Origin of the sequence: Streptomyces sp. NRRL S-337 (assembly GCF_000720175.1) — a bacterium.
In the GTDB taxonomy this organism is placed as follows: Bacteria; Actinomycetota; Actinomycetes; order Streptomycetales; family Streptomycetaceae; genus Streptomyces; species Streptomyces siderophoricus.
This window is the reverse complement of sequence record NZ_JOIX01000003.1, coordinates 154,603-178,346: the sequence shown is the minus strand read 5'-3', so window position 1 is coordinate 178,346 and position 23,744 is coordinate 154,603. Positions and strand designations below refer to the sequence as shown.

The window sequence follows — 23,744 nt, the reverse complement described above, 5'->3', positions numbered from 1 at the left end:
TTCCCCTGCTGCCCCGGCGCCCGGCACGCCGGGCGCCCGGGCAGCCACGGGACCCTGGTGATCGTCGAAGTGCCGGAGAAACAGCGCGGGTTCCGGCAGCCGCCGCCCCCGCGATTGGCTCTCGAACTGCTCCCTGGTGTAGAACTCTCCCGATCAATCATGATCACGTCATTCTGCGCATCACGGGGGACTTTCGGGATGAAGCCAACTCAACGACTCATCGGCACGCTTGCGCTCGTCGCCACGCTCGGCGTCGGCCTCACCGCCTGCGGCCCGGAGGACGATCCCCACGGCGACAGCGCCGGCTCCAGCAGTTCCGGCGGCTCCAGCGGCTCCGGCGGCTCCAGCGCCTCCGCCCAGCCGTCGAAGAAGCCGGCCCCGAGCGACAAGGCCTCGGACCAGGCCGACGGCCCCGGCGACTGCGGGGCGCCGCCGAAGCTGCCGGCCGGGCACAAGATGGTCGAGCCCGCCGTTCCCCCGTCGAAGGGCTCGCTGTCCGCCAAGGACGCCAAGCCGTTCTGCACGCCCAACGACTGGATCTACCACGGTCAGGGCAAGGCCAAGTACTACCTCTTCGCCGAGGACGTCAAGGCGGAACTGGCCACCGGGTCCGGCCGCACGAAGTCGGTTCCGGTCGGCCAGCTGTGGACGCACGCCGGCGACTGCATGACGAACCAGAGCGCCGTGAAGCCGCCCTACACCTGCTCCGGGAACATCTACGACATCACCCTGGACTCCGAGGGCCAGATCAACAGCATCAAGGAGATCTGGCACCCCTGAGCCCCCGGCACGGCGCCAGCCGCAGGCTCGGCCGGCGCCCACCTCAGGCTTCCGCCTCAGATACCGTTCACCGTCGCCACGGTGAACGGTATCTGCGGCGTTCCCGGACCCATGGGGCCGCCCTTGTCGAACTGGGACCGCACGACGAGCGTGCGCCCGTGGCTGCGCACCATGGTGGTCGGGATCTGCAGCGCCTCGTCGGTGACCTTGCGCTCCAGGCGCGCCGACGCGCCGTCGTCGGAGACGTGCCAGCGGCTGATCGTGTTGGTGACGTTGTGGACGACCCACAACGTATTGCCGCGCAGCTCCAGACCGTCGCCGTGCAGGACGTCCCCGCCGTGCAGCGCGACCCGGCGCACCGCCCCGGAGCGCAGATCGACGCGGTACAGCGTCCCGGCAGTCATGTCGACGGTCAGCAGATAGCGGCCTGAGCGATCGGCCGCGATGCCGTTCAGGCTGACGGCGTCCGCCGGGCGCGGGCCGAGCGCATCGGTCAGGTCGTACGCGGTGGTCAGCTCGGCCCGTCCGCCGTGCGCCGCGGCCGCTGCCAGTTGCCGCGGTGTGACCCGGTAGAGCACGGACCGGTAGCTGTCCGTCAGATATGCGGTCCCGTCGGGAGTGATCGCGAGGTCGTTGACGAAGGACTTGGCCGACCCCGTGACGTCGAACCGCGCGACGAGCGCGCGGCTCCGCAGGTCATACACCGCGACACCGGCCGTCGAATCGGTCACCCAGAGATGACCGGCACGGTCGGCCTTGAGGCCGTTGGCGGTATGACGTCCGTCGGTACCGGCCGGCAGGAACATTTCGGCGGTGCGGTGACCGGGCGTCGCCTTGTACACGGCGCCGGTCGCGTACGAGCCGACGTAGAGGTCGCCGCTCACCGGGTCGGCAGCGATGCCCTCGGGGTAGACGCGGTCACCCGGCAGGTCGTAGGCGGCCAAGACCCGCGCATGGGCGCCCTGCTGGGCGGCGGCCGGGGGCGAGGCGGGCACGTGCGCCTGGGCCGTGGCGGCGACGGTGACGGAGGCGGAAGCGGCCGTCAGGGCCAGAGCCGCCACGCCCAGCACATGGCGCCGGCGCCGGTTGGTGCGGGACAAGAAGGTGGATGCCTCTCGGGACAACGTGAGCGCCTCTCGGTAGCAGACAGAGATCCGGTCCGAGAAGTCAGGAACCGGAGCACGCGCGGACCGGGAACCGCGGGGCCCCCACCGGCGATAGACACGAACCTAGGTTAGAACTCTAATGCCCGTCAAGGTTCGTATAGACATGTAGGTCCTCACTCACATGTAGACCCTCCTCCGCCGGTGGAGTCTCCCCCTCGGCACAGCCATTACGATGCGGAGATGACGTCCATGCCCGCTTCCGAGCGCCTCGGATCCTCCATCAAGCTCGCCGAGCGGGCGCTCCAGGGCGCCAAGCACGCGGCGCTCAAGCCGGCCGGTCTGACGGTTCCGCAGTACGCGGCCCTGCTCTTCCTGTCCGAGAAGCCCGGGATCTCCGCGGCCGCACTGGCGCGGTCCTGCGGGGTGACGCCGCCGACCATGAACACGGTGCTCAAGAACCTCCAGGAGCGCGGCCTCATCGAGCGCACCCCGCACGAGTGGCACCGGAACGTCCTGGAAACCCGGCTCACCGACCAGGGCCGGGCAGTGATGAACGACGCCGACGCACGCGCCATCCGCGTCGAGCGCGCACTGGCCGCGGAGTTCACGGACGAGGAGCGGGCAACGCTGGTGGCCCTGCTCGGCCGCTGCGCCACGCTCCTCGACTCCGTACGCCCGGACTGACCGGTCCCCGGGCGACAAAACCAGGGAGGGTCCTCTCATCCGTCGTGAGAGGCTGCAGCATGTCCAAGCACCTGCGTTTCTTCTTCGAAGCGGGCGTCCCGCACACCCCGCTGTGGCCCCACGAGCTCAAGAACCCGTACGGCTACCCCACCGATCTGCAACGGTTGCCGATCAGCTCGGCCACCCGCACCGAACTCACGCGGCTGTGCGAGTGGTTCCAGTCCTCCCTGGACTGGAAGGACCCGGCCGGCCCGTCCCCGTGGTCCGACGAAGAACGGGAGCTCTTCGACCAGCAGTCGGACGCGGCACTCACAGCTCTGCGGCAGGAGCTGGGCGACGACTGGATGATCAACGATGAGCGGCTGCCGTGGTGATACCACCACCGCGCGCACCGTGAGTCTCCCTGCGGCAAAGGCGGCCCGTGGTCCGTCGCCCGGTCATCCCCCCGTGGCGAAGCCAGGGAAGAGTGTCATCCCGCCGTCCACGTACAGGGTGCTGCCGACGACGTAATCCATGAGGTCGGAGGCGAGTACGGCGACGGCGTTGGCGATGTCCTCGGGGTCACCGACCCGCCGGTAGGGAATCAGGCGCAGCAGTTCCTCCTCGGCCTCGGGAGTTTCCCAGGCGCTGCGGTTGATGGGCGTGCGGATGGCTCCCGGGGCCACCGCATTGACCCTGATCCGATGGGGTGCGAGCTCCTGGGCCAGGGTCGCCATCATCATCAGTACGCCGCCCTTGGAAGCCGCGTAGTTCACATGGCCCGACCAGGGGATGACCTGGTGGACCGAGCTCATGCAAATGATCTTCCCCGCGGAGGCGGAGACCTCCGGGACCACCCCGCGGCGCCGGAATTCCCTGGCCGCCTCACGGGCACACAGGAACTCTCCGGCGAGATTGACGTCGAGAACCTTCTTCCACTGGTCGAGGGTCATGTCGGTGCTGGGCGCGTCCCGCTGCAGCCCGGCGTTGGCCACGAGGACGTCGATGGTGCCGAACTCCTCGGCCATGCGCGCGAACATCGCGCCGACCTGGTCCTCCTGGGACACGTCCGCCTCATGCGCATACGCCCGCACCCCGAAGCCCTCGATCTCCCGGACGACCTCTTCGGCGGCTTCGCGGCCGGCGACGTAATTGACCACGACATCGGCCCCCACCCGCCCCAGCGCAACGGCGGTCGCCCTGCCGATCCCGGAGTTGGCACCGGTGACCAGCGCCTTCTGCCCCCTCAGGAGAGGAAGGGAGGCCAGGTGGCGGGACGTGTCGGACGGGCTTGCCGAGCTGGTCGTGGCGGTGCTTGCTGAAGTGGTGACGGACGTGCTTGCCGAAGTGGTCGTCACAGGTGGTCTCCCTCTCCTCATCAGGCTCGTCGGGGTTCGTCAGGCTCGTCGGGGCTCGTCAGGTGTGATCTCCCGTTCGTCCTGCGCGTACGGGCCGGAACGTGACCGGTCCGTCAAGGCATCAGCGATCCGCCGGGCTTTCAGGCGGCTGCCCGGCAAGGCGCGGCACAACCATGGCGCCGCATGGGCCGCGCACACGGCGAAGCCGGAACGGTGGTCGGAATGGCGGTCACCGAGTTGCCCGTCCACATGCGGCATGCGGTGATGGACAGCGGTGGTGGAGACCACATTCCGGCTCGTCGTCGCACCTCAGGAGTCAGTCAGCATGGCCGAGAAGCGCAAACAACGGCAGGCACACCAGGACGAGACGGGCCAGGCCCTGAAACGGCAGCCGCCCAAGGACGAGCGCGACCGAAGCGCCGAGGAAGTGAACGCGGATCAGCCGTCGGTACGCGGCAAGAAGCCGAAGCGAGCACCGAAACGGTGAAGCGCGGTCTCCCGGCCGGAGCGGGGAGACTCCGGCCGGGTACGACGGCGTGCGTCATTTCCCGTGGTTCCGCCCACCGCAGGAGCACATCGACCGCTACGGCTTCTCGGACTGCCCCGCCGCCCGACGTTCACCGCGGGCCGTGAGCATCAGGGCGACAGCGGTCAGCAGGGCGAGCAGCCCCCAGACCGGCGTGAAGCTGCCCGTGCCGTCCTTGAGCAGACCGAGGGTGGGTGGCATCACCACGATGGCGACCTGGTTGACGGACATGGCCAGGCCGAGAGCGAAGCCCGTCTTGTCCGGCGGGGCTGATTCGGTGACGTAGGCGACCCACGGGCCGTACCAGCCGAGACCGAAGAACCCGAGCCAGACGAACACCGCGCAGGCCGCCACGGGTGAGCTCCCCACGGGCGTCATCAGCAAGGCCAGTCCCGCGATCACGGCGACCATGCAGGTCATGACGGAGACGTAACGACCGGAGACGCGTCGACCAGAGACGCATCGACCAGAGAGGCGACGTCCGGACCCGGACCTCCGCCGGTCGCTGCCCCACGCGAGGACGATCCGTCCGACCGCGCCCGCCGCCTGGGCGGCCACCAGGACGAGGGCCGCCGCGCCGGCCCCCACGGACGCCCGCTCGTGGAGATGCAGCACGGTCAGGATTCCCACGCCCGTCTGCACCGAAATCAGGCTCGCTCCGGAGAGCATGATCCGCACCATGGCCGGTTCGCGCAGCATCCGCAGCCGAGCACCCAGCTGCGCCCTGACCGAGGAAGACAACCCGGGCGGGGCCGACGGGCTGCGAGAAGCCGACGGGCCTTCTTCCGGCGGGGTGGCTCGGGTGGGCGGCCGCCGGTAGAAGCCCATGAAAACGCCGGCTCCCAGCAGGGCGACCAGGCCACCGGCCACGAGTGTGGCTCGCCAGCCGGCAGCGGCGGCGAGGAGGGGCAGTACGGCCGAGGCCAACGCCGCCCCCAGCGGCAGCCCGGCCTGCCGGATGCCCATCGCGAGCCCTCGCCGGGACGCGTCGAACCAGGACGCCACCGATTTGCTCCCGCCGGGCTGAACGGTGCTGTAGCCCGCGCCGACCACCAGCAATACGAGGAGCAGGGACAGATATCCCGGTGCCGCACTCCCCACGAGCAGGCCCGCGGCCACCACGCAGCCGCCGATCCCGACGACCCAGCGCTCGTTGTAGCGGTCCAGCAGTTCTCCTGCCACCAACAGCCCGACCAGCGGCAGTAGTTGGGCCGCGGAGAGCAGCAGGCCCAACTGGGCCGTACTCAGGTGCAGATCCCGTTGCAGGTCGATGCCCATCGCCCCGATGCCCTGCACGAAGAAGGCGGAGGCGGCCTGGGTGAAGGTGGCGATGCCGAGGACGATCCATCGGTACCGCCCGGCGCGGCGCGTCGGCGGGTCAACGGTCATTGGCCCTCGGCCCGGGGTGACGCAGTGCCGGGACGGCCGAGGCTGATGCGGCGGCGGGTGAGGCAGACGGGGGTGTCGAGGCTGTTGAGGTTCCAGGGATGTCACGGCCGACCACCTCTCACGGTCGCCAATACAGCGACGGGTCGGGGTGGTCGACGAAACCTAGCGCACGGTAGAGCGGTTCGCCGTCGACCGAGGCGTACAGGCCCACCCGGCAGACCTCGAGCTCCCGGAACCGGTCGAGCAGGCCTTGCATGATCGCGCGACGGTGCCCGCGCCGCCGGTACGCCGGGTCGGTGAGAGAAATCACCGCCCAGCGTCCCGAACACCAGGGCCCGCAGGCGTAGCGGCCCCGCGATGTCGTCCCGCCGCGCCCGACGCAGCTCGCCGGCGTGTCCGGTGTCGGGTTCGTGGTGTGGGTGGTGCTTGTGATGTGCCATGCCGAGCACGATGCTGTAATGGTCTTATGCACCTCAACCCTTACGGCGAGGATGCCGTGAACCTGGCCGCGGACCTGGCGAACCGGCGGCCGACGAGCCCGGAGGAGCTCGCGGACCGCTGCCGCGCCGCCGGGCTGGTGCTCGAACTCCCGGTGACATCACGAGACTTGGAGCGTGTCCACGTCGCGCTGGAGGCATGGGAGAAGGTCGTCGACACCGCCGACGACGAGCGTGCGCGGGCCGCGTTGCTCAACGAGATGCTGGGGGCGACCGCCGCCCATCCGCGGCTGACCGACCACGCGGGCAGCGGCTGGCACCTGCACTACCGCGACGCCGACCAGCCCCTCGGCTCCCTGCTCTTCTCCCTCATCTCCGTGGGCACCGCGCTGCATCTGGTGGGGCGGGGCATGCACCGGCTCCGACGGTGCGCCGTTGCCGAGTGCACGCTGATCTTCGCTGACACCTCTCCCACCGGGCGGCAGCGCTACTGCTCCCCGCGGTGCACCAACCGCGACGCGGTACGCCGGCATCGCGCGCGCCGGGCGGTGAGCAGACCGTGAGCTAGCCGGAATTCAGTGCAAAAGCTCAAGGTCGCCCTCACAACGCAATTCCGGAACCCGGGAATGGGCCACGACCACCAGCTCGTGCGGATGCTGATCGGCCGGGGCGCACCGATCCGGCGTTCAGCTGACGTGGGCCGCGATGGTGCGCGCGCACGCCAGGGACTCGGTATGCGTCGTGTCCACCTCCAGGTCGTAGAACACCCCCTGGTGAACCGCATCCGCCTGCGCCGCGGCCATCCCCTGGATGCGATCTCCTCGTGCGACCTCCCGTCCCGCGGCGACCGCACGCTCACACCTGACGCCGACCCACAGCACGCCCAGTTCGCCGAGTGCTTTCTGCCACCGCTGCTGGGAGGCCGTTCCGCCGAGGAAGACCTCATCGACGATGATCCTGGCGCCCGCCCGGGCCATCGCCGCGATGCCTTCCGTCCAGGCCGCCTCCAGCGCCCGGAAATCCGCCCCGACGCTCACCTCGCCGTCCGCCGCGAACACGATCCCGCCGTCCGACGCCTGCATCTTCGCGGGCATGGCGTCGACGAACGAGTCGCAGCCGAACGCCAGCCACGGATCCGGCAATACGGCCTGCAGACACCGCACGATCCCGGACTTCCCCGAGCTGGAACCACCGTTGAGAATGATCATCTGAGTCGTCACCGCGCCACAGTAGGGCGCTGCCCCCACGGCATTGAACCGAATATCGGCACACACTGCTCTGCTGCCCGTGCGTGCCCGGGCTCCGGGCCCACGGGCCGCCTCGGGAAGGTGGTCAGGCGGCTTGCCCCAGGAACGCCGCGGTGGTTGCCACGAACCGGTCGGCGTCGTCGAGCCAGGGGTAGTGGCCCGCTCCCGGCTGCACGGAGAGTGTGGCGTCGGGGAACAGCCCCGCGAACTCCGCGACCGCCTGTGGCGGGCTGTTCAGGTCGAATTCTCCGGCGAGCAGCAGGGCGGGGCGCTCGTAGGCGGCGAGTGCCGTACGCGTGGCCTCCGGGGTGAAGGCGCCCTCGGCCGCGAAGAGAGCGACGGCTTCCTGATTGCTCGGCCGGCTGGCCGCGTGGTGGTGCTGCGCGGCAGTGTCCCACCGGCCGTAGAGGAAGGGGGCGATGGCCTCCCAGTCGCTGCCCGCGCCCTCGGTGATCGCCTCAAGGGCGGCAAAGGCCGACGCGAACCACGGTTCGCCTTGCCGTAGTTGTGCGAGCTCACGTCGTGTCTCGCCGGGGATCGCGATGCCGACGGCGCGAGCACCGGGGGCGATCAGGGCGAGTTTGCTGACGTGGTCCGGGTAGCGGGCCGCGTATTGCGTCGCGAGGTTCGCGCCGGCGGAGTGGCCCAGCAGATCGATCCGGGCGAGTCCGAGGTGGACGCGCAGGGCCTCGACATCGTCGACGAGGCGGTCGCAGCGGTAGGTGGAAGGGTCCTCGGGAATCGCGGACCTACCGGTGCCGCGAAGGTCCAGGAAGATCACCTGGTGGTGCGCCGCCAGGCCGCCGAGGTCGCCGAGATAGCGGGAATCCATGGGGCCGCCCGGGAGGCAGACCACGGGGCGGCCCTCGCCCTGTATGCGGTAGGCGAGCCGGGTGCCGTCGGGCGCAGAGAAGGTAAGAGACATGACGCGCATGGTGGCAGTCATAACCAGGTTGTACAACCGGGTTATGACGGTGAACGGGGAAGGTGTATAACCAAGTTGTGGGAGGCAACGACATCAGGGACCCCAACGAGGGCGGCGCGCACCAGCCCTCGCAGACGCTCACCGAGGAACAGGCCGCGCGGATACTCGCCGGCATGAACGAGGTCATCCGTGCGGGCGAGGAGATGCGGAAGCTGCGCACCGAAATGATCAGGATGTTCGCCGGCTTGGGCTGGACCCAGGACAAGATTGCCCAGCTCACCGAGATGAGCCAGCCCGCCGTGTCCAAGCAGGTGACGAAGTCGAGGAGGGGCGACCCACCGCCCCTGATGGACCTCTCCCTCGACCAGCGCGACGTCCCATGGCTCGAAGGGCGTCTGTGGGGCCTCGCCGAGGAGATCTCCGAGGCCTGCCACGACGCCGCGCGCTGCACCCGCTACGTCAACGCCCTCGCCCGAGGGCGGAAGCGATTCACCCCCCAGAACGTCGATGAGCTGCGCCGCCTCGTGGAGGAGGACCTGAGGCTGCATCGGTCATTCCTGTCCGGCAGCTTTCGGGACGCCTACGACCAGATCAGCCGGGCTCTCGACGTCCCCGCGAAGGCCCCATCTGCCGCAGGCGCCGCCACGCCCTCGGCATCGCCCACCGCATCGCCCTCCGCACGGCGAACCTTCGCCTGCCGGATCCAGCGTGACCGGCTCCGGGGCGATTCCTGACCGCGGCGCGTCTCAGGGGTGGATCTCGGGGATGCGCCAGGGTCAGTACCTGATGTGACTCAGGGTGCCGAGTCCGTACTTTTTGATCATGACTTCACCACGCACCGCATTCCTCACCGCGCCCATCCTGATGGGTGCGTACGGCGTGCTCCGCCTCATCGACGGCCTCGACGGCAGCCGCGGACCGGGCGTCGCATGGACCGCCGGCCACCTGTGCTTCCTCGGCGGGCTCGTGTTCTTCGTGCAGGGCTTCGGCATGATGCGCGCGTGGGCGGGTCGCAACCGGCTGGCCACGGTGGGTCTTTGGACCGGCGCGGCGGGAGCCGTCGCCGTTGCCGTGCAGTTCCTCATCGACCTCGTGGTGGGGTTCCTCTCTGCCGACCACGGCGCCATGCAGGAGCTGTTCGCCCGTATCCAGGCGATACCTGGAATGCTTCCGGTCTTCTACGACTACGGGCCCCTGCTCTTCTTCGTCGGCCAGCTCATCCTCGTCGCCCAGCTCGCCGTCCGGCGCATCCTCAAGCCGTGGGCCCCCGTCCTCGTACTCATCGACACCACACTGCCCCTCGCCGACAAGGACCTCATACCGCTCGGAGCCGCACTCCTGCTGGTCTCCTTCGCCCCGCTGTACCGCCGCCGCGCGGCCACGCACCAGCCGATCGGCACGTCACTCGCGGCGTGACGGCCTCAAGGGGAAAGGATCAGCTTGCCCTTGGTGCGGCGGGCCAGGAGATCCTCGTGGGCGTCGCGGGCGTGCCCGAGGTCGTATGCGGCACCGACCAGCGGCCGCAGGCGTCGCCGCGCGGCGAGGTCGAGCAGTTCCTCGAGTGCCGGGCCACCGGCCCCCTCCGCGGCGATCAGCGGGATGAGCCAGAAGCCGGCGACGGTGATGCTGTCCACCGCGAGCCGTGCGGGGTCGATGGCAGCGGCGGCCTGCCGGGAGGAGGCACCGTACGTCACCAGGCGTCCCAGGTACCCGAGTGCCTCCAGTGCGGAGTCGAGGACGGGACCACCGATGGCGTCCAGGATGATGTCGACCGGGTGTCCGTGATTGGCGTCCAGGACGCGCTCCCGGTAGCCCTCCGCGCCACCGTCGATCGCCGCGTCCGCGCCCAGTTCCAGGGCGAAGGCGCGCTTCTCGTCGGAGGACGCCGTGGCGATGATGCGTCCGGCTCCGAACTCCCGGGCCAGCTGCAGGGCGAGGCTGCCCGTCCCGCCTGCGGCGGCATGCACCACCACGCTCTCACCGGGCCGTATCCGCGCGACCGAGCGCAGCAGATGCCATGCCGTCAGCCCCTGGACGAGCAACGCCAGCGCCTCGCCGGCACTCACTCCGTCCGGCAGCGCGACCAGGTCGCGGTCGGCGACGACCGTCCTCGCGGCGTAACCGCCCTGTGCCACATAGCCGAGCACCCGTCGGCCGTCCGCGGTCCGGCCGACGACCTCCATGCCGGGGATGCGCGGTAACGGCCCCTTCGGCGCGTACGGGCCCTCGGTGTGCTCGCCGGCGATCTGCTTGATGTCACCGAAGTTGACGCCGGCGGCCGCCACCTCCACGAGGCTCTCGCCCGGCCCTGCCACCGGGTCCGGCACATCGGCCTCCCGCAGGACCTCGGGGCCACCGAACCGCTCGTACTGCATCGCGCGCATGACACACCTCTCGCCGTATCGATCATCACGCCTGGCCTCAGTGTCACTCATTGCGAGCCGCCATCGGCAAGGAGGAAGAGCCATGGTTCAGCAGCCCGCTCGCCGAAGCCCGAAGCCCGAAGCCGCCGGCCGGCCCGGCTGTCAGTGGCGTCCGCTTCAATGCCTGCCATGAACGAACTCGACGAACAGGCCGGCCAGGACGCACTCCTCTCGGCCGTCCACCGCCTGGCCTGGCCGGGCACCGGCGATCTGGTGTGTGAAGAGGCCGGACACCCGACGGGGCACGTATGTCTGGCGGTGCCGTCGGCCCCGCTGAACCCCGCCGGACTCTCGAACTCTCCGGACCCTTCGCACCGGCCCGACCTGTCCGCACTCCAGGAGGCGCTCAGCGGACGCTACGGGCGGCCGCGCAGCCTGGCGATGGACGGGTACACCGATCCGACCGTCACCCGGCGGACGGGGCTGCCGCTCCTGACCCCGTTCGGTGAACGGCTCGTCGAGATGCGCGCCTGGGCGCACGGGAGCCGGTGGATCGGCTGCGGCAGCGCCCGTTTCGACGACGGCATACGGCCCGTGGTGCTGGTCGCGGAAGGCCAGGATCCGGCCGCGGACGTACCGGAGGGCTCGTCCTGGGTGGACGGGGTCGTGGCCGTGACCGGATGGGACGCCTCCGGAGGGCATACGGTCGACTGGGCGGAGACCGAGGCCCGCCTCGGGACTCCGCTGCCCAGTGACTACAAACGCCTCGTCGACCTCTTCGGGGACGGCGCCTTCGACGGCTATCTCCAACTCCACATACCCAGTTCCTGCTTCAAGACCACTGACATCGTGCGGCAGACCGCGTGGCTGAGCGAGTGGGCAAGGGCGAGACGCAGCGGCCTATGGGAACCGTACGAGCTGTACCCCGCGCCCGGCGGGCTCCTGCAGTGGGCGAGCACCGAACAGGCCGACGCGTTCTTCTGGCTCACCGAAGGCACCGATCCCGACAGGTGGCCCGTCCTCATCACGGAAGACATCCCCGACTCCTGGGTCCGCTTCGACGGTACGACCACCGAATTCATCTACCGCATGCTCACCGACCGACAGCACCCCTTCTCCACGGCCCGCTATTTCGACAACCACTGGTTCGAGAGTTACGGGAGTTACGGGAGCGAGGACTAGACCGAAGCCGAGGGCGAGACCGCATGCCAAGGGCCTTCGCCTGCCGGAGCATGGAGGGCGCACACGGCAGCGGCCGCCCCGACCGGGTGGTCGGAGCGGCCGCTGAGGGTGTGCCGGTTGGTAATTGCCTGTGCCAGGCGGTTACTTGGTAGCGGGCTGCGGGGCCTTGGCGCCGGCGCGGGTGGTGCGCCAGCGGGTGAGGACGAGGTGCGACACGACGCCGAAGACCAGGCCCCAGAAGGCCGAGCCGACGCCGAGGAGGGTGACCCCCGATGCGGTGGTGAGGAAGGTGATCAGGGCGGCCTCGCGGTCCTTCTCCTCGGTGACCGCTCCGGTCAGGCCACCGGCCAGCGCCCCGAGCAGGGCGACGCCGGCGATGGCGGCGACCAGTTCCTTGGGCAGCCCCGCGAAGAAGACCACGAGGGTGGTGCCGAAGGCGCCGATCAGGAGGTAGAACGCTCCGCACGCGACGCCGGCGACATAGCGGCGCTTGGGGTCGCGGTGGGACTCGGGTCCGGTGCAGATCGCCGCGGTGATGGCCGCGAGGTTGATGGCGTGCGACCCGAACGGGGCGAGCAGCGTGGACACCAGGCCGGTCGAGCCGATCAGCAGCCGGTCCTTGGGCCGGTATCCGGACGCGGTGAGGACCGCCATACCCGGGGCGTTCTGCGAGGCCAGAGTGGCCAGGATCATGGGCACCGCGATGCCGATGAGCGAGGCGATCGAGAACTCGGGAGTGGTCAGCACGGGGCGGGCCAGCTCGATGCTGTGCAGGTTGACGTGCAGGCGCGAGGTGACGGCGCTGCACACCACACCGGTGGCCAGCGCGATCAGCACGGCGTAACGCGGCAGCCACCGCTTGCCGAGCAGATAGGCCAGCAGGACCGGCCCGGCGATCCACGGCGCGGTCTTCAGGGAGGTGAAGACACCGGTGCCGAAGGAGAACAGGATGCCCGCGAGCATGGCCGACACCACGGCCGTGGGGACCTGCCGGATGAGCCACCCGAACACCCCGGTCAGCCCGACCAGCGTGATCACGACACCGGTGACGAGGAACGCGCCGATGGCTTCCGGGTACGAGTAGGCACCCAGGCTGGTGACCAGCAGGGCCGCGCCGGGTGTCGACCAGGCGGTGATGACCGGCATCTTCGTCCGCAGGCTGAGCCCGATGCAGGTCAGACCGCTGCCTATGGAGATGGCCCAGACCCAGGAGCCGGTCTGCGCCTGGTTCAGGTGGCCGGCCGCGGCGGCGGCGAGCACGATGACCAGCGGGCCGGAGTACGAGACCACGACGGCCACGAAACCGGCGAGGACCGCGGACAGCGAGAGGTCGCCCATCAGGCCCCGCCGGGCGGCAGGTTGGCCGGATTCCGTGGGTGCCGGGCCGCCACTGCCCGTCGCGCCGGTGCTCTCCGCGGTGGGGGTGCTGGTGCTCGTGCTGGTGTTGCTGGTGGTGCTTGTACTTGTGGTGGTGCTGTCGGTGGTGCTGGTGTTGCTGGTGTCTGAGCTCACGGGGCGTCCTTCGCGGCGCGTTCCAGTGCCTGCTCCAGATCGGCGATGAGGTCGGCCGGGTCCTCGACGCCGATGGACAGCCGGAGCATGTCCTTGGGTGATGTACTGTCCGGTCCCTCGAATGTGTAGCGGTGTTCAATCAGGCTTTCCACCCCACCCAGGGATGTGGCGCGAATGAACAGTTCGCAATGTTCGGCCGCGCGCAAGGAACGCGTCCAGTCCCCGGCGATGTGCAGCGAGAGCATGCCGCTGTAGCCGCCGGTCATCTGCCGGGAGGCGACCTTGTGGCCCGGGTCGGTGGGCAGTCCCGGGTAGGCGACCCGGCTGACCAGCGGGTGGGCGGAGAAGTGCTCGGCCAGGGCCATGGCGGAGGCCGATATCTGGCGCATGCGCGGGAAGAGCGTCCGTATGCCGCGGAGCAGCAGGTACGTCTCCCACGGGCCGAGGATCGGGCCGGTCAGACGGCGGTGCAGGCGCAGCCGCTCCCAGAGCGCCTGGCGCTCCTCGGTCAGGTCCGGCGCGGCCACCAGGAGACCGGCCACCACGTCGTTGTGACCGTTCAGGTACTTGGTGCCGGAGTGCATGATCAGGTCGGCGCCGAGCTCGAAGGGCCGGGTGTGCACCGGCGTGGGGACGGTGTTGTCCACGCCGAACAGCGCGCCGGCCCGGTGGGCGATGTCGGCGCAGGCTTCGAGGTCGGTGACCAGCCAGGTGGGGTTGGCCGGGGATTCCGCCCACAGCAGGGCGGTCGGCGCCGCCTCGACCGCCTGGGCCACCGCGTCCAGATCGTCCATCGGGACGCGTACGACCTCCAGGCCGCGCTGCGTACCGAACTCCAGCAGCCACTTGGTGAGGCCGAAGTACATGGTCTGCGGCACCACGACCCGGGCCCCGGCCGGCAGGACCTGGAAGACGGCGGTGGCGGCGGCCATGCCGGAGGAGAACACCAGCGCGTCGGAACCGCCCTCCAGCCCGGCGACGACGTCCTCGACCTGCTGGTAGCCCGGGGTGCCCTGGTCGCGCAGGTAGGCGAAGCCGGCCGGGGTGCGGTACTGGTCGTCGCGGGCGAAGGTCGCCCCCATGCTCACCGGCGGCGGCACGGCACCGGTGGTCGGGCAGCGCCAGCCGTCGCCCTGGGCGGCTCGGGTCTCGACGCGGTACTCCCGGGTCCAGGGAGTGTAGGTCTCGCGGTTGCTCATGATGTCCTCTTGGTCAGGGCCGGCAGGGCGGTGCGGAGGGCGAGTTCGGCGTCCTTCAGCGCGCGGGACGGCGCGCCGGGCGAGGGGACGTAGTGGTTGTAGTAGCTGGACCCCTCGGTGTGCGGGCCGAGGAAGAACAGCGTGGGCCGTACCTCCCCGGCGGGGCCGATGCCTTGTCCCTCGCGGGTGACGTGGAGTCCGGTGACCCGGGTGCCGCGCCGGGCCAGGGTGGTGACGCGGCCGGCTGCGACGAGCCGGCCCAGCAGCGAGGCGGGCAGCCGGTCCGCGCTCGGCTCGGCGACATGGGCGTGCACGACGTGTCCGACCTCGACGCTCTCCGGGACGGCCAGGCAGGTGGACTCCAGGCGCCAGGGGCCCTGGCCGCTCGGCGCGATGACCTTCGGGCGCGGTCCGGGGCCGAGCCGGAGGACTCCGGCGTCCAGCAACGACAGCAGTTCCGCCGACCGGTCCAGCTGCGGGCCGATCACCAGCCGGTTGACGGCGGAGTTGAACTCACCGAAGAAGTGGTCCAACGAGGGGTCGTCGACACCCGGCGGGTCGATGACGGCCCGGAGGACGTCGCGGTGGTCGCGCAGCACCTCCAGGGCTTCCTTGACGGGGCTGACGCCCAGCCCTTCGCGGGCCTCGGCCAGGTCGTCCGCGACCCGGGCGGCGAACCACTCGGCGTACGCCTCCGCGTCGGCCCATTGCCGGTCGGCGGCTTCCTCGGTCAGTACGCCGTGCAGCGGGTACGGCCCGAACTCCTCCCGTGCGGCGGCCAGCGCCCGGTCGACGCCCGAGGTGGCCACCCGGTGGGCGAACTCGGCGCCCGCGCCCGTGACGTCGCCCGTCCTACCGGCCAGGACGGTGCGGTAGTAGGTCAGTTCCATCTCGGCCTCGACCAACGGCAGTACGTCGTCGAGGAAGTTGAGCCGACCGTCGGCACGCCGGCGGCGCAGGGTCTCGATCCGGTCCGTGGTCAGGGCCAGGGGCGCGAGGCGGGTCCGGCCCGGGTTGAGGTGCGGCCGGCTGCGCGAGGGCATCCCGGAACGGTTGACCAGCACGATCCGCGGCTCGCGGCCGCTCGGTACGTAACGCAGCCGCCCGCCGTCGTCCGCCGGCTCGTGCCGGCCGCCACGGCCCAGCGTCAGGCTGGCGATCACGTCCATGGCGGTCAGCCCCATGCCCAGCACGGCGACGTCGTCGCCGGGGCCGATGCTGTCCAGGGCGGTGGGCAGCGGGTAGGGGAGGGTGATCAGGCCGGGTCCGGCGGGCGGTTCGGGCCGGGAGGCGGCCGGGAGGTGGAGGGTGTGGTGGCCGACGGTCACGAAGACCGCGTCGGCCTCCAGGTGGGTGCCGTCGTCGAGGAGCACGACCTCCCCGCCGTCTTCGCCGGGACGGATGTCGGTGGCCGTGGTGGCATGCCGTATCAGGGCGAAGCAGGGCGGTGCGGCGGCGACGATGCGTTCGGCCGCCCAGGTGAGGTATTCGCTCAGCAGCCTCCGGGGCAGGAAGTCGTTGGGCCGGATCTGCCGTCCGTCCCCCGCCCGTACGGTGTAGCCGTCCGCGCCCAGCCGCAGGTCCCTCTCCTGGCACCAGGTGTACAGGGAAGGGCCGCCGATACGCGTGGGGCCGTCCACCATCGCGTCGTCCGCGAAGGCGGTGATCTGCGCGCACACGGTGTTGAGCAGGAGGTGGTCGGGCTGCTCGGGGAGGTGGAAACCGGGGCCGAGGGGCTGGGGGTCCACGAGGTGGACGGTGACCGGGAAGGGCTCCGCCAGGCACTGGCTGACGAGCCGCTCCACGATGCCCAGTCCGCGCGATCCGGCCCCGACGATCGCGAGGGTGGCGGGCCGTTCGGCCTCCCAGGAGCCGGCCGGGGTGGCCGACGGGGCCTTCGCGCGCTGTGCGTGTTCGGTGTACTGCTCCGTGGTCACCACCGACTGGTCTCCCCGAAGAAGTTGGGGACCGCGATGGCCGAGCCGGCTTCCCGGGCCCGCTGCAGGACGTACGCGCCGACGGCCAGGTCGAGGACGCCGAGGCCGAACGGCGAGAAGATCACCGGCCGTTGCCCGGACACCGCCACATCGCCGTTCAGGACGCCCGCGAGGGTGCCGGTCACGAAGTCCCGCGAACCGGTCAGCTGCTCCGCGAGGTGCGGTGAGGTGTTGGCCTTCATGCAGTGGTCGACGTCATCGAAGACGTTGTCCGCCGCCAGTACCACCTCGGGCGCGAGGTCCCGCAGCGAGATGTTCAGCACGAGCTGGCCGGGCTTGAACGGCGTGGTGACGTACGGCTCCAGTGCGGTGGTGGCGAAGACCACGGTCTCGGCCTCCAGCGCCGTGCCCAGGTCGGCGGTGAACGAGGCGGGGCGCTGCTGGGTGGTGCGCAGATGGTCGACGAGGGACTGGCCCGACTCCTCGTGGAGGTCGTGCACGAGGTAGGCGTCCGGGGTGGCGCCGGCGGCGTGGAGGTAGTCGCAGATGTTGCGGGCGATGACACCGCCGCCGACGATCGCGATCCGCGTGCCCTCGAAGCCGCCCGGGCGCAGGGTGGTTGCGGCCACCGCGGCGGACGCGGCGGTGCGGGCGGCGCTGATGTTCGCGGCTTCCAGGCACGCGATCGGGTAGCCGGTCTCGTAGTCGTTGAGGAGGAGCACGGCCGAGGCGCGGGGCTTCCCGACCTGGGTGTTCTTGGGGAAGCTGGCGATCCACTTGATGCCCGCGAGCTGGACGTCGGCGCCGAGATAGGCGGGCAGCGCGATGATCCGGGAGTCGGGCTTCTCCGGGAACCGGAGGAAATAGCTGTCGGGGTTGATGCTTTCCCCGGCCTCATGGCTGCGATATGCCTGGCTGACGATGCCGAGGACCTCGGCCCGCCGGTCGCTCAGGATCTCGCGTACGGTCTCGCCCGCCACCACGTCGAAGTCGAACATGAAAAACACACCTCTCCTCAGGCGCCGGCCTGAGAAACTTCTGAAATTTCCGAGCAGATGAGTTCGGGCCAGCGGGCGGCCACCCAGGAGTCGTTGTAGATCGTCTCCAGATAGCGTTCACCGAAGTCCGGTGAAAGGGCGACCACGACGCTTCCCTCGGGGATTTCCTTGGCCTTGGCGCGTACGGCGGACAGCACCGTTCCGCTGGATCCGCCGAGCAGCATCCCGCGTTCTTCGGCCAGCATCCGGCACATTTCCACGGCATCCGCTTCGGGCACCATGACGACTTCGTCGATGCGGCGCTCGTCGAGGATTTCGGGACGCCGGCTGGTACCGAGTCCGGGGATGTGGCGCCGGGCGGGTGGGCCGCCGAAGGACACCGAGCCGACGGCGTCGACGGCGATGATCCGGGTGGCCGGGCTGTGCTGCCGGAAGTACTCCGCACACCCCATCAGGGTCCCGGTCGTGCCGGCCCCGATGAAGGCGTAGTCGACATGGCCGATCTCGTCCAGGATGGAGCGCCCGGTGCGGTCACGGTGCACCTGGGGGCCGGCCGGATTCGCGTACTGGTTCAGCCAGTACGTGTCGGGTTCGCATGCCAGGCGGTCGCGGATGTAGTTGATGCGGGACTGCAGATAACCGCCGTTGCCGTCGCGGATGTCGATGACGACGACCTCTGCGCCGAGCGCCTGCATCAGCCGCACGGACTGCGCGTTGGCATTGGGGTCCGTCACACAGGTCAGGCGGTACCCCTTGGCCGCACAGACCATGGCGAGGGCCACGCCGAGATTCCCCGAGGTCGATTCGATGAGGCGGGTACGCGGAAATTCACGTCCCGAGTCCTCGGCCTGGGCCACCAGGGCGTTGGCCGTCTTGAGCTTGACCGAGCCTGCCGGATTGAGGCCCTCGAGTTTGAGGAAGACTGAACTTCCAGGTACGAGATGATCGGCCCGGATGAACAAGTCATCCAATACCAGATCATAAATTTCTTCTGCTATCACGGAAATCCAACACTGTTGAGTGCGGGCACGCAGATTGCGCGGCCCAGGCCGAAGTTGCGAGAACCCATGGGCGTGCTCACTGCGCCCGGTCAATACGCAGACATGCAGAAGATGGTTTCCCCCCGTTTGTCGCCTACTTGTCCCCCGAGTCCGCGACGCTCAAATGGTGCCACACGCCAGCAGGGTTCGTACAGGACATTTTTTCGACTAGGGGCGTTTCCACCAGGTTCCGACCGTCCGGAATTTGACATTCCAAATGTTCTTCAGTGCTCAACATTTTGAATGGAGCGGCAATGTGCAGATCAGAGGCACTTCCCCGGCGCCCAGTTGCCACATCCCCCGTTGCGCCCCCACGCGTAATGGAAGTGGATTTCCAATCTCCATTTGAGGATTGACCGTCGGTGAGCCGGCACCCGGACGCGGCTACCGTCTGCCGATGCCGCGCAGTGAAAAGACAGCCCGCCGCCTCGTCGTCGACGGCCGAACCTTCCTGTGGTCGTTGCCCACGTCCACGACGCCGTGGGCAACGGCCGGTACCACGGCTGCTGCGAGATCCTCGTCCTCCGCCTGTTCAAGGCACCCGGCCGGCTGCACATCCACTTCCGGAGCGGCCCCTACAGACTCGTCCCGGACGGCTACGTCATGCCTTCCGGTGCGGTCGGCACCGCCAACGGCCCCCTGCTGAACCTGCACGAGCCGGGGACCGCACGCGCCTTCCTCGACGAGGCCCTGTCCAAGGGCTGGCGGCCCGACGATCCGCTGACCGAGGAGCTGGACGGCTGGCGGCTCTGCGACACGGTGGCCACCCGCCGGGCCGACAAGCGGGGCGAATAGCCCGGCCTCCCGAGGCCTCGCGGCACTCAGACCAGGCCGCGCCTCGCGCGCTCGCTACCGATGAGCTCGTCGGTGAGTTGCTCCGGATCCACCGTCAACTCGGGCTCATACAGGGCGTCGTAGTCCTGCACGCCGAGGGTCACACCGAGCTCGGCGAGCCGTGCGGACAGACGGGAGAAGGCGACTTGTTCGTCGGCCTCGTCCTGGTACTGGACGTGCTCGGCGAGGCAGGCTTCGGCCAGGGTGCTGCCCACCATCCCCCAGTACGAGAACTCGGTGTCGAGCTCGATGACGGGCCAAGGACGGTCCGCGGGCTCGTCGGGGTGCAGCCAGTAGCCGATCCAGCCCTTGCCGCCCTCCGCGACGATCTTGACGTACTTGGCCATTTCCGCGGAGGCGGCGTTGACGGCCTGCATCTCCGGGTCGGCGAGTTCCGCTTCGCTGAGGTAGCTGGTGTCGAGGAGCGGGTTGAGCTGCCCGGGCTCCAGGAACGTCAGGTCGAGAAAGCGACAGAGGCCGCTACGACCCTCCCACTGCGCCACCAGCATGGTGCGCAGATCGTCGGGGAGGGGCCGGCCGTCCAGACGCTCACGGGAAAACTCTGCGAGCCGCTCCTCGAACATGGTCCCTCGTCACTGGTCGAAGCAAGATGATCAGACGATTCTAGTCTCAACTTCGGTTGCCTGAGCCGTTCGAGACGCTGCAGACCGTGGGTGCCCCGTCATCATCAGCAGGTCCGGAGTCGCAGCGCCCGGACGGACCAGTCGAGCACCGGCGCCAGGGCCTCCGGGGCCGGCCAGCCGTTGATCGCCGCGAGCAGCTGGAAGTAGCGGTCCCTGCGAGGGTCGTTCATGGATTCCAGACGGTGCAGCAGTCGGCGGTGGACCAAGGGCGTGTCCTCAGGGGTGTCAGGACGGCCCAACACGGTCGCGTAGCGGGCCGTGAGGGCCGCGACGGTCGGATCGGCTTGGGGCGCGGCCGGGTCGATGCCCGCGGCCAGCGCCGGACCGACGTACGCGCGGACCTCCGCGGCCAGGTCGGGGCGCGGGCCCACGGCGGCACCGGGCTGCTCGGCGGAGTACTCCTCGACCATCCGGCGCACCGTCGCCCGGAAGTCCGTGTCCAGGGACAGTTCGGCGAGTTCCACCCAGGCCCGGACCTGCTCGGCGTGCGGGTCGTCGGGCAGCTCAGGGGTCATCGAGCGCACGATCGCCGTGAATTCCGTGCCGGCGGGGCTTATTTCAGGACCACGGTGGGGAGGGGCGTCGATCTCGCCGAAGACGGCGTTGAGGAAGTCGTCGATCAGGTCTCGGCGTTGCTCTTCGGTGAGCTGGGACAGCTTGTGCATGGATTCGGTCTCCTCGGGTGTGGAACCGCGCTCGGCCACCGCCGTCAGCACCGCGTGCCGCAGCCGCAGTACGCGGATCTGTACGGACAGGGCTTCGGCGTGTGCCGCGGCGACCTCCGGGAGGGAGACCTCGCGTTCCATCACCTTGCGGACGGTGGCGAGATCCAGCCCCAGGTCGCGCAGGGTCCGTACGAGCTCCAGGCGGGCGACGGCGGTGGTGTCGTAGCGGCGGTAGCCGGCCGGGCTGCGGTCGGTCGGCGCCACGATGCCGCGGTCGGAGTAGAAGCGGATGGTCTTGACCGTGAGACCGGTGCGCCTGGCCAGTTCACCGATGGAGTAGAGGCCGTCGCCGCAGAGGCTTTCGCCGTGGAGGCCGTCACCGTCGGAGTGGTGGGAGTGGAGGTCGTCGCCGTGCATGTCCTTACCTTTGCGTCTCCCCTTACTGGAGACTCAAGTCCATCGGGTGCCATGGGGGCTACGCGTTCGGTACGTACCGCGTGAGCGCATCCGTACGTACCCGTCAGTGCAGTCGCGGCGGCGTCCAGTCGGCATGGCGCAGGACGGTGCGGACGGTGACGCGGGACGGGGCGAGTCGGAGTGCGGTATTGCGCAGGGCGATGGCCAAGGGGTGGGTCATTTGCTGGCCCATACGGCCGGCCTGGCGGGCCGCGCGGGCGACGGACTGGCTACGGGGGCGGCGTTCCGCGTCGTAGCGGGTCAGCGCCGCCTCGACGCCGGGCTCGGCGGCCAAGGCGGCGGCGAGTGTGGCCGCGTCCTCCAGAGCCTGGCAGGCGCCCTGGCCGAGGTTCGGGGTCATGGCGTGGGCCGCGTCGCCGAGCAGGGCGATGCGACCCACCGCGTAAGTGGGCAGCGGGGTGGCCAGTTCGTTGATGTCGTGGTGCAGGACGGCCTCGGGACGGGTGGCGTCCAGCAGCGCCGGAATGGGGTCGTGCCAGTCGGCGAATCGGCGGCGCAGCTCGGCGAGCGGATCGGGAAAACGCACGCCGGCGGGCGAGTTGAGGACCGCATGCCACTCGGCGCGGCCGTCCGTGAAGGCGATGTGGCCGAACTCGGCGCCCGGGCCCCAGGTCAGTTCGAAGTCGGTGCGCAGCTCGACCGGGTGCTCGGTGATGGCACGCAGTACGGTCGAGCCGCTGTACGCCGGGCCGGGGTGGCCGGGGAAGAGCTGGCCGCGCAGCCGGCTGTTGATGCCGTCGGCGGCCACGACCAGATCCGCGTCGAGCCGGGTCTCCCCCAGCGGTATCCGCACCCGGGCCGGGTCGGAGCGGTCGACGGAGGTCACCTCGGCGCCGATGCGGAGTGACTGGGGCGGCAGGGCCTCGCGAAGCACCCGGTGGAGCGTGGCGCGCGGGATGCCGACGATCGGGCTGCCCAGTTCGCGCTCCAGCGCGACGCCGTCCATACGGGCCAGCCGGCCTCCGTCCGGCGTACGGGTGCCGCCGACGTACTGGGGCCGTGCGGCCGCGCGTACCGCTGCGCCGACGCCGAGGGCGTCCAGGGCGCGGAGGCCGTTGGCGTGCAGGGAGATGCCCGCGCCGGCGTCGTCGAGGGCCGGGGCGCGTTCGACGACGGTCACCGCCCAGCCGATCCGGCGCAGGCCGATCGCCGCGGCCAGCCCGCCGATGCCTCCGCCGACCACCACTGCACTGCTGCCCACAACGGCCCCCTCTCTCCCCGTCTCCGGTCAGGTCTGACAGGAGACGCCTGCTGCCGGCCTCTACCGGTCTCTGCTGGCCGCTTCCGACCTCTGTCGATCCCTGTCGACCTCTGTCAGCTTCTACAGGCCAGGCTTCTACAGATGTAGAAGATCGTACCCCGCACCTCTACAGGTGTAGAAAGGAGGGGTGACCACAGATCGACGTACGGTGCTCGCTGATGCCGCCATCGAGGTGCTCGCCGAGGCCGGGATGCGAGGACTGACCCACCGGGCCGTGGACCGCGCGGCGGACCTGCCGCCGGGTACCACCTCCGCGTACTACCGCACCCGGCAGGCGCTGCTCACCGCGCTGGTCCGGCGGCTCGTCGCACGCGACCAGGCGGAGCTGCAGAGAGCGGGGGAAGAGACGCCCGTGCCGCGCGACGCCGACGAACTGGCCGCGCAGATCGCCGGGTTCGTCGAGCAGCGGCTCACGGGCGAAGGGCGGCAGCGGTCCTTCGCGCGCTATGCCTGCGCCCTGGAGAGCGCGCGCCATCCCGAGCTGCGCGAGATCCTGGTACCGCGGGAGAACGCCGGACGGGACACCGTGCGCGACTTCCTGGCCGCGCAGGGCGTGGCCGATGCCGAAGGCCGCACGCTCACCGTGCTGGCCTGCGTGGACGGGCTGGTCTTCGACCGTCTGCTGGGCGGCGGGGGCGTTCTGGAGGAGGAGATCCGGGGGCTGATCGCCACCGCGTTGCGGTAGCCCCGCGGAGGGAGGCGGTCGCGGGGAGGATGCTGCCCGGCCGCCCCCCTCGGCCGCTCACGGACCCAGGGGCTCCCAGCCGAAGAAGATCGCCCCGAAGATGCTGAGCACCCACAGCACGGCGAGCGCCGCGACCACGCCGAGTGCGGCGATTCCGATCACAACTGCTGTGGCACCTGCGCTATTTGCCATGCCTCGATTCTCCCCTCGCCTTGTCCGGAGTGTGCGGCGGGGTGCCGGTCGCGAGGGTCGCCGGCCAGCACGGGCCGCCGGTCAGCGGAAGGGTTACGCTCGATGAAGGCAGGCGTTCCGACCGCAGTGGCGGCCACGAGCCAGTACGCGGAGGCGGCCATGAGCCAGTACGACGAATACACGACTCCGTCGCAGGCCGAGGGCGAGCGGCTGGAGGAGGACATGGATCCGGGCGAGCCGCGGCACCCCGAGACGATGCGGACCCAGCCTTCCCAGGCGGAGGGCGAGCGCCGGGCCGAAGACGACGAGTGAGGGACCATCGGC

27 protein-coding genes are annotated in these 23,744 nt (G+C 70.1%); 11 read left to right on the top strand and 16 right to left on the bottom strand.

All coding sequences use genetic code 11. The features are described 5' to 3' along the window. Positions 1-198: 198 nt before the first annotated feature. Positions 199-780, top strand: a complete 582-nt coding sequence (locus IG62_RS0104795) for a hypothetical protein (protein ID WP_030797961.1) — start codon at positions 199-201, stop codon at positions 778-780. A 56-nt stretch (positions 781-836) separates the two neighbouring features. Here IG62_RS0104795 and IG62_RS48320 read toward each other — a convergent pair whose 3' ends face one another. Beyond that, positions 837-1,880 (bottom strand): SMP-30/gluconolactonase/LRE family protein, encoded by a 1,044-nt coding sequence (locus IG62_RS48320; RefSeq protein ID WP_107052905.1) that lies wholly within the window; start codon positions 1,878-1,880, stop codon positions 837-839. A gap of 246 nt (positions 1,881-2,126) precedes the next feature. Here IG62_RS48320 and IG62_RS0104785 point away from each other — a divergent pair, with 246 nt between their 5' ends. Together IG62_RS0104785 and IG62_RS0104780 are read left to right on the top strand one after the other, a co-directional pair. Further along, on the top strand, positions 2,127-2,570 hold the full coding sequence (locus IG62_RS0104785; RefSeq protein ID WP_234326273.1) for a MarR family winged helix-turn-helix transcriptional regulator: 444 nt from the start codon (positions 2,127-2,129) through the stop codon (positions 2,568-2,570). Positions 2,571-2,629: 59 nt separating this feature from the next. Continuing rightward, complete coding sequence (locus IG62_RS0104780) at positions 2,630-2,944, top strand: hypothetical protein (protein WP_030797954.1); 315 nt, start codon at positions 2,630-2,632, stop codon at positions 2,942-2,944. Between the two features lie 63 nt (positions 2,945-3,007). On the opposite strand, the gene IG62_RS0104775 is transcribed toward IG62_RS0104780, so the two are convergent. Then, complete coding sequence (locus IG62_RS0104775) at positions 3,008-3,817, bottom strand: SDR family oxidoreductase (protein ID WP_030797951.1); 810 nt, start codon at positions 3,815-3,817, stop codon at positions 3,008-3,010. Positions 3,818-4,232: 415 nt separating this feature from the next. On the opposite strand from IG62_RS0104775, the gene IG62_RS47025 reads away from it, so the two are divergent. Further along, positions 4,233-4,394, top strand: coding sequence for a hypothetical protein (locus IG62_RS47025; protein WP_158794979.1), 162 nt, complete (start codon positions 4,233-4,235; stop codon positions 4,392-4,394). Between the two features lie 96 nt (positions 4,395-4,490). On the opposite strand, the gene IG62_RS0104765 is transcribed toward IG62_RS47025, so the two are convergent. Both IG62_RS0104765 and IG62_RS0104760 read right to left on the bottom strand, forming a co-directional pair. Continuing rightward, complete coding sequence (locus tag IG62_RS0104765) at positions 4,491-5,822, bottom strand: MFS transporter (protein WP_037837757.1); 1,332 nt, start codon at positions 5,820-5,822, stop codon at positions 4,491-4,493. Between the two features lie 118 nt (positions 5,823-5,940). Then, on the bottom strand, positions 5,941-6,132 hold the full coding sequence (locus IG62_RS0104760) for a GNAT family N-acetyltransferase (protein WP_051797599.1): 192 nt from the start codon (positions 6,130-6,132) through the stop codon (positions 5,941-5,943). A gap of 156 nt (positions 6,133-6,288) precedes the next feature. On the opposite strand from IG62_RS0104760, the gene IG62_RS0104755 reads away from it, so the two are divergent. Next, positions 6,289-6,822, top strand: coding sequence for a CGNR zinc finger domain-containing protein (locus tag IG62_RS0104755; RefSeq protein WP_030797944.1), 534 nt, complete (start codon positions 6,289-6,291; stop codon positions 6,820-6,822). Between the two features lie 123 nt (positions 6,823-6,945). Here IG62_RS0104755 and cpt read toward each other — a convergent pair whose 3' ends face one another. After that, positions 6,946-7,479: a chloramphenicol phosphotransferase CPT gene (gene cpt, locus IG62_RS0104750; RefSeq protein ID WP_030797941.1), complete on the bottom strand. Its 534-nt coding sequence runs from the start codon at positions 7,477-7,479 to the stop codon at positions 6,946-6,948. Positions 7,480-7,591: 112 nt separating this feature from the next. Continuing rightward, positions 7,592-8,431: an alpha/beta fold hydrolase gene (locus IG62_RS0104745; RefSeq protein WP_234326272.1), complete on the bottom strand. Its 840-nt coding sequence runs from the start codon at positions 8,429-8,431 to the stop codon at positions 7,592-7,594. A 77-nt stretch (positions 8,432-8,508) separates the two neighbouring features. On the opposite strand from IG62_RS0104745, the gene IG62_RS0104740 reads away from it, so the two are divergent. Next, positions 8,509-9,165 carry a sigma-70 family RNA polymerase sigma factor gene (locus tag IG62_RS0104740; protein ID WP_234326270.1) on the top strand — a complete coding sequence of 219 codons (657 nt, stop codon included), beginning with the start codon at positions 8,509-8,511 and terminating at the stop codon, positions 9,163-9,165. An 88-nt stretch (positions 9,166-9,253) separates the two neighbouring features. Then, positions 9,254-9,847, top strand: coding sequence for a hypothetical protein (locus IG62_RS0104735; RefSeq protein ID WP_030797934.1), 594 nt, complete (start codon positions 9,254-9,256; stop codon positions 9,845-9,847). A 5-nt stretch (positions 9,848-9,852) separates the two neighbouring features. On the opposite strand, the gene IG62_RS0104730 is transcribed toward IG62_RS0104735, so the two are convergent. Then, positions 9,853-10,815, bottom strand: a complete 963-nt coding sequence (locus tag IG62_RS0104730; protein WP_030797932.1) for a quinone oxidoreductase family protein — start codon at positions 10,813-10,815, stop codon at positions 9,853-9,855. 168 nt (positions 10,816-10,983) lie between these two features. Between IG62_RS0104730 and IG62_RS0104725 the strand changes: the two genes are divergently transcribed. Beyond that, on the top strand, positions 10,984-11,976 hold the full coding sequence (locus IG62_RS0104725) for a hypothetical protein (RefSeq protein WP_030797930.1): 993 nt from the start codon (positions 10,984-10,986) through the stop codon (positions 11,974-11,976). A gap of 141 nt (positions 11,977-12,117) precedes the next feature. Here IG62_RS0104725 and IG62_RS0104720 read toward each other — a convergent pair whose 3' ends face one another. The 5 genes from IG62_RS0104720 to sbnA are packed head-to-tail and all read right to left on the bottom strand — an operon-like array spanning position 12,118 to position 18,608. Then, entirely contained in the window at positions 12,118-13,488 is a 1,371-nt protein-coding gene (locus IG62_RS0104720; protein ID WP_051797597.1) for a benzoate/H(+) symporter BenE family transporter, read from the bottom strand. Continuing rightward, complete coding sequence (locus tag IG62_RS0104715) at positions 13,485-14,687, bottom strand: trans-sulfuration enzyme family protein (protein ID WP_030797924.1); 1,203 nt, start codon at positions 14,685-14,687, stop codon at positions 13,485-13,487. Before IG62_RS0104715 ends, IG62_RS0104720 begins: the two co-directional genes overlap by 4 nt. Next, a complete protein-coding gene (locus IG62_RS0104710) occupies positions 14,684-16,624 on the bottom strand; it encodes an FAD/NAD(P)-binding protein (protein WP_199812410.1) in 1,941 nt (646 codons plus the stop codon). The genes IG62_RS0104715 and IG62_RS0104710 overlap by 4 nt, the downstream gene beginning before the upstream one ends. Next, positions 16,621-17,622: a 2,3-diaminopropionate biosynthesis protein SbnB gene (sbnB, locus tag IG62_RS0104705; protein ID WP_030797919.1), complete on the bottom strand. Its 1,002-nt coding sequence runs from the start codon at positions 17,620-17,622 to the stop codon at positions 16,621-16,623. The genes IG62_RS0104710 and sbnB overlap by 4 nt, the downstream gene beginning before the upstream one ends. A gap of 17 nt (positions 17,623-17,639) precedes the next feature. Further along, positions 17,640-18,608, bottom strand: coding sequence for a 2,3-diaminopropionate biosynthesis protein SbnA (sbnA, locus tag IG62_RS0104700; RefSeq protein WP_037837797.1), 969 nt, complete (start codon positions 18,606-18,608; stop codon positions 17,640-17,642). Positions 18,609-19,115: 507 nt separating this feature from the next. Between sbnA and IG62_RS0104695 the strand changes: the two genes are divergently transcribed. After that, positions 19,116-19,457, top strand: coding sequence for a hypothetical protein (locus IG62_RS0104695; RefSeq protein WP_051797593.1), 342 nt, complete (start codon positions 19,116-19,118; stop codon positions 19,455-19,457). Positions 19,458-19,483: 26 nt separating this feature from the next. On the opposite strand, the gene IG62_RS0104690 is transcribed toward IG62_RS0104695, so the two are convergent. The 3 genes from IG62_RS0104690 to IG62_RS0104680 form a co-directional block, all read right to left on the bottom strand. Further along, positions 19,484-20,080, bottom strand: a complete 597-nt coding sequence (locus IG62_RS0104690) for a hypothetical protein (RefSeq protein ID WP_030797914.1) — start codon at positions 20,078-20,080, stop codon at positions 19,484-19,486. 104 nt (positions 20,081-20,184) lie between these two features. After that, the gene (locus IG62_RS0104685; RefSeq protein ID WP_051797590.1) at positions 20,185-21,222 is read right to left on the bottom strand and encodes a MerR family transcriptional regulator; all 1,038 of its coding nucleotides are present in this window, start codon (positions 21,220-21,222) and stop codon (positions 20,185-20,187) included. A 103-nt stretch (positions 21,223-21,325) separates the two neighbouring features. Beyond that, entirely contained in the window at positions 21,326-22,483 is a 1,158-nt protein-coding gene (locus IG62_RS0104680; protein ID WP_030797910.1) for an FAD-dependent monooxygenase, read from the bottom strand. 187 nt (positions 22,484-22,670) lie between these two features. Between IG62_RS0104680 and IG62_RS0104675 the strand changes: the two genes are divergently transcribed. Continuing rightward, positions 22,671-23,228, top strand: a complete 558-nt coding sequence (locus IG62_RS0104675) for a TetR/AcrR family transcriptional regulator (RefSeq protein WP_030797908.1) — start codon at positions 22,671-22,673, stop codon at positions 23,226-23,228. Positions 23,229-23,285: 57 nt separating this feature from the next. On the opposite strand, the gene IG62_RS49455 is transcribed toward IG62_RS0104675, so the two are convergent. Then, positions 23,286-23,420 carry a hypothetical protein gene (locus IG62_RS49455; protein ID WP_267887855.1) on the bottom strand — a complete coding sequence of 45 codons (135 nt, stop codon included), beginning with the start codon at positions 23,418-23,420 and terminating at the stop codon, positions 23,286-23,288. 102 nt (positions 23,421-23,522) lie between these two features. On the opposite strand from IG62_RS49455, the gene IG62_RS41390 reads away from it, so the two are divergent. Further along, positions 23,523-23,732, top strand: a complete 210-nt coding sequence (locus tag IG62_RS41390; RefSeq protein WP_158794978.1) for a hypothetical protein — start codon at positions 23,523-23,525, stop codon at positions 23,730-23,732. Positions 23,733-23,744 lie beyond the last annotated feature (12 nt).

What these genes read in the sequence shown, in the direction of transcription:
- IG62_RS0104795 (WP_030797961.1), top strand. Translation starts at nt 199, where the DNA reads ATGAAGCCAACTCAACGACTCATCGGCACGCTTGCGCTCGTCGCCACG.
- IG62_RS0104785 (WP_234326273.1), top strand. Translation starts at nt 2,127, where the DNA reads ATGACGTCCATGCCCGCTTCCGAGCGCCTCGGATCCTCCATCAAGCTC.
- IG62_RS0104780 (WP_030797954.1), top strand. Translation starts at nt 2,630, where the DNA reads ATGTCCAAGCACCTGCGTTTCTTCTTCGAAGCGGGCGTCCCGCACACC.
- IG62_RS47025 (WP_158794979.1), top strand. Translation starts at nt 4,233, where the DNA reads ATGGCCGAGAAGCGCAAACAACGGCAGGCACACCAGGACGAGACGGGC.
- IG62_RS0104765 (WP_037837757.1), bottom strand. Translation starts at nt 5,822, where the DNA reads ATGACCGTTGACCCGCCGACGCGCCGCGCCGGGCGGTACCGATGGATC.
- IG62_RS0104755 (WP_030797944.1), top strand. Translation starts at nt 6,289, where the DNA reads ATGCACCTCAACCCTTACGGCGAGGATGCCGTGAACCTGGCCGCGGAC.
- IG62_RS0104745 (WP_234326272.1), bottom strand. Translation starts at nt 8,431, where the DNA reads ATGTCTCTTACCTTCTCTGCGCCCGACGGCACCCGGCTCGCCTACCGC.
- IG62_RS0104735 (WP_030797934.1), top strand. Translation starts at nt 9,254, where the DNA reads ATGACTTCACCACGCACCGCATTCCTCACCGCGCCCATCCTGATGGGT.
- IG62_RS0104730 (WP_030797932.1), bottom strand. Translation starts at nt 10,815, where the DNA reads ATGCGCGCGATGCAGTACGAGCGGTTCGGTGGCCCCGAGGTCCTGCGG.
- IG62_RS0104725 (WP_030797930.1), top strand. Translation starts at nt 10,984, where the DNA reads ATGAACGAACTCGACGAACAGGCCGGCCAGGACGCACTCCTCTCGGCC.
- IG62_RS0104715 (WP_030797924.1), bottom strand. Translation starts at nt 14,687, where the DNA reads ATGAGCAACCGCGAGACCTACACTCCCTGGACCCGGGAGTACCGCGTC.
- sbnB (WP_030797919.1), bottom strand. Translation starts at nt 17,622, where the DNA reads ATGTTCGACTTCGACGTGGTGGCGGGCGAGACCGTACGCGAGATCCTG.
- IG62_RS0104690 (WP_030797914.1), bottom strand. Translation starts at nt 20,080, where the DNA reads ATGTTCGAGGAGCGGCTCGCAGAGTTTTCCCGTGAGCGTCTGGACGGC.
- IG62_RS0104685 (WP_051797590.1), bottom strand. Translation starts at nt 21,222, where the DNA reads ATGCACGGCGACGACCTCCACTCCCACCACTCCGACGGTGACGGCCTC.
- IG62_RS49455 (WP_267887855.1), bottom strand. Translation starts at nt 23,420, where the DNA reads ATGGCAAATAGCGCAGGTGCCACAGCAGTTGTGATCGGAATCGCCGCA.
- IG62_RS41390 (WP_158794978.1), top strand. Translation starts at nt 23,523, where the DNA reads ATGAAGGCAGGCGTTCCGACCGCAGTGGCGGCCACGAGCCAGTACGCG.